Here is a 3249-nt window from a genome sequence, read left to right as displayed (position 1 = left end):
GCCAAACCCGCCATGCGCGTTGCGGCAGGGGCGATTGCCAAAAAATATCTCGCTGAGAAATTTGGCATCGAAATTCGCGGCTGCCTGACCCAGATGGGTGACATTCCACTGGAAATCAAAGACTGGTCGCAGGTTGAGCAAAATCCATTCTTCTGCCCGGACCCGGACAAAATCGACGCCTTAGATGAACTGATGCGCGCGCTGAAAAAAGAAGGCGACTCTATCGGTGCGAAAGTCACCGTTGTTGCCAGTGGCGTCCCCGCCGGGCTTGGCGAGCCGGTATTTGATCGCCTGGATGCCGACATCGCCCACGCGCTGATGAGCATCAACGCGGTGAAAGGCGTGGAAATTGGCGATGGTTTTGACGTGGTGGCGCTGCGCGGCAGCCAGAACCGCGACGAAATCACCAAAGACGGTTTCCAGAGCAACCATGCGGGCGGCATTCTCGGCGGTATCAGCAGCGGGCAGCAAATCATTGCCCATATGGCGCTGAAACCGACCTCCAGCATTACTGTGCCGGGGCGTACCATTAACCGCTTTGGCGAAGAAGTTGAGATGATCACCAAAGGCCGTCACGATCCCTGTGTCGGGATCCGCGCGGTGCCGATCGCTGAAGCGATGCTGGCGATCGTTTTAATGGATCACCTGCTACGGCAGCGGGCGCAAAATGCCGATGTGAAGACTGATATTCCACGCTGGTAAAAAATGAACAAAACCGCGATTGCGCTGCTGGCTCTGCTTGCCAGTAGCGCCAGCCTGGCAGCGACGCCGTGGCAAAAAATAACCCAACCTGTGCCGGGTAGCGCACAATCAATAGGCAGTTTTTCTAATGGCTGTATCGTCGGCGCTGACACGCTGCCGATACAGTCCGAACATTATCAGGTCATGCGTACCGATCAGCGTCGCTATTTCGGACACCCGGATCTGGTGATGTTTATCCAGCGTCTGAGTAGCCAGGTGAGCAATCTGGGCATGGGTACGGTGCTGATTGGCGATATGGGGATGCCCGCTGGTGGGCGTTTCAACGGCGGTCATGCCAGCCACCAGACCGGACTGGATGTTGATATTTTTCTGCAACTGCCGAAAACACGCTGGACCTCCGCGCAGCTCTTGCGTCCGCAAGCACTAGACTTAGTTTCCCGCGACGGTAAACACGTTGTCCCCACGCTGTGGAAACCAGAAATTTTCAGCCTGATCAAACTCGCTGCGCAGGACAAAGACGTCACCCGCATTTTTGTTAATCCGGCGATTAAACAACAACTTTGCCTTGATGCGGGCACCGATCGCGACTGGTTGCGCAAAGTGCGACCCTGGTTCCAGCATCGTGCGCATATGCATGTACGATTACGTTGTCCTGCCGATAGTCTGGAGTGTGAAGATCAACCTTTACCGCCACCGGGCGATGGTTGCGGGGCTGAACTGCAAAGCTGGTTTGAACCTCCAAAACCGGGAACAACAAAGCCTGAGAAGAAGACACCGCCTCCGTTGCCGCCTTCCTGCCAGGCGCTACTGGATGAGCACGTGATCTAATGGAAACGTTTAATAGCCTGTTTATGGTCTCCCCGCTATTGCTGGGCGTTCTCTTTTTTGTCGCCATGCTGGCGGGATTTATTGACTCGATTGCCGGTGGCGGTGGGTTACTTACCATTCCGGCGTTAATGGCGGCGGGGATGTCTCCCGCTAACGCGCTGGCAACCAATAAACTGCAAGCCTGCGGCGGCTCTATTTCCGCCACTATCTACTTTATTCGCCGCAAAGTGGTTAGCTTAAGCGATCAAAAACTCAATATCGCGATGACCTTTGTTGGTTCAATGAGCGGCGCATTGCTGGTGCAGTACGTGCAGGCTGATGTGCTACGGCAGATTTTACCCATCCTGGTGATTTGTATCGGTCTCTATTTCTTGCTGATGCCCAAACTGGGAGAAGAAGATCGCCAGCGCCGGATGTACGGCCTACCTTTCGCGTTAATTGCTGGTGGTTGTGTCGGTTTTTACGATGGATTCTTTGGCCCGGCTGCCGGATCGTTTTACGCGCTGGCCTTCGTTACGCTGTGCGGATTCAACCTCGCCAAAGCCACGGCTCACGCTAAATTACTTAACGCAACGTCAAACATAGGCGGTTTGCTGCTGTTTATTCTCGGCGGCAAAGTGATTTGGGCGACAGGATTCGTGATGCTGGTGGGGCAGTTCCTCGGCGCGCGCATGGGTTCAAGACTGGTGTTGAGCAAAGGACAAAAGCTGATCCGCCCAATGATCGTTATTGTATCGGCGGTGATGAGTGCCAAATTACTTTATGATAGCCACGGACAGGAGATCCTCCACTGGTTGGGGATGAACTAATGAACAGTACACACCACTATGAGCAGTTGATTGAAATTTTTAATAGCTGCTTTGCCGATGAATTTAATACCCGTCTGATTAAAGGCGACGACGAACCGATCTATCTTCCTGCTGATGCGGAAATACCGTTTAACCGAATCGTCTTTGCTCATGGTTTTTATGCCAGCGCAATTCATGAGATTTCGCACTGGTGTATTGCCGGGAAAGCGCGCCGTGAACTGGTTGATTTCGGCTACTGGTATTGCCCGGACGGACGCGATGCCCAAACGCAAAGCCAGTTTGAAGATGTTGAAGTTAAGCCGCAGGCGCTGGACTGGTTGTTCTGCGTGGCGGCGGGATATCCGTTTAATGTTAGCTGCGACAATCTGGAAGGCGACTTCGAACCGGATCGCGTGGTGTTCCAGCGACGCGTACATGCGCAGGTGATGGATTATCTGGCAAACGGTATTCCCGAACGTCCGGCACGCTTCATAAACGCATTACAAAATTATTATCACACGCCGGAAATTACGGCGGAACAGTTCCCGTGGCCGGAAGAGCTCAACTGAAGCCAGCGCCACGTTTTACAATGAGGAAAGAAGATGATCGCGGAGTTTGAATCACGCATTCTGGCATTAATCGACGGTATGGTTGACCATGCCAGTGATGATGAGTTGTTTGCCAGTGGATATTTGCGTGGCCACCTGACGTTAGCCATCGCAGAACTGGAAAGTGGTGATGACCACTCCGCCCATGCGGTGCATACAACCGTTAGCCAGAGTCTGGAAAAAGCCATTGGCGCCGGTGAATTGTCGCCGCGTGACCAGGCGCTGGTTACCGATATGTGGGAAAACCTGTTTCAGCAGGCGTCACAGCAGTAAGTTGTTGGCGTCTGGAGCACCATGCCTGATGCGACGCTTGCCGCGTCTTA

5 protein-coding genes are annotated in these 3249 nt (G+C 53.6%); all 5 read left to right on the top strand.

Features of this window, described 5'->3' with window-relative positions; all coding sequences use genetic code 11:
• On the top strand, positions 1–702 hold a 702-nt coding region (gene aroC, locus EQY_RS0120180), incomplete at its 5' end, for a chorismate synthase (protein ID WP_000629328.1).
• Between the two features lie 3 nt (positions 703–705).
• Positions 706–1530 carry a penicillin-insensitive murein endopeptidase gene (gene mepA / locus EQY_RS0120175; RefSeq protein WP_001043813.1) on the top strand — a complete coding sequence of 275 codons (825 nt, stop codon included), beginning with the start codon at positions 706–708 and terminating at the stop codon, positions 1528–1530.
• Entirely contained in the window at positions 1530–2339 is an 810-nt protein-coding gene (locus EQY_RS0120170; RefSeq protein ID WP_000447361.1) for a sulfite exporter TauE/SafE family protein, read from the top strand. The genes mepA and EQY_RS0120170 overlap by 1 nt, the downstream gene beginning before the upstream one ends.
• A complete protein-coding gene (gene epmC / locus EQY_RS0120165; RefSeq protein ID WP_001089228.1) occupies positions 2339–2887 on the top strand; it encodes an elongation factor P hydroxylase in 549 nt (182 codons plus the stop codon). The genes EQY_RS0120170 and epmC overlap by 1 nt, the downstream gene beginning before the upstream one ends.
• A 33-nt stretch (positions 2888–2920) precedes the next feature.
• Complete coding sequence (locus tag EQY_RS0120160) at positions 2921–3199, top strand: YfcL family protein (RefSeq protein ID WP_000559755.1); 279 nt, start codon at positions 2921–2923, stop codon at positions 3197–3199.
• Positions 3200–3249: the final 50 nt, after the last annotated feature.

It is taken from the genome of Escherichia sp. TW14182 (assembly GCF_000208525.1).
Taxonomy (GTDB): Bacteria; Pseudomonadota; Gammaproteobacteria; order Enterobacterales; family Enterobacteriaceae; genus Escherichia; species Escherichia ruysiae.
Note: the sequence above shows the minus strand (reverse complement) of the source record. Positions and strands in the feature narration are given on the sequence as shown.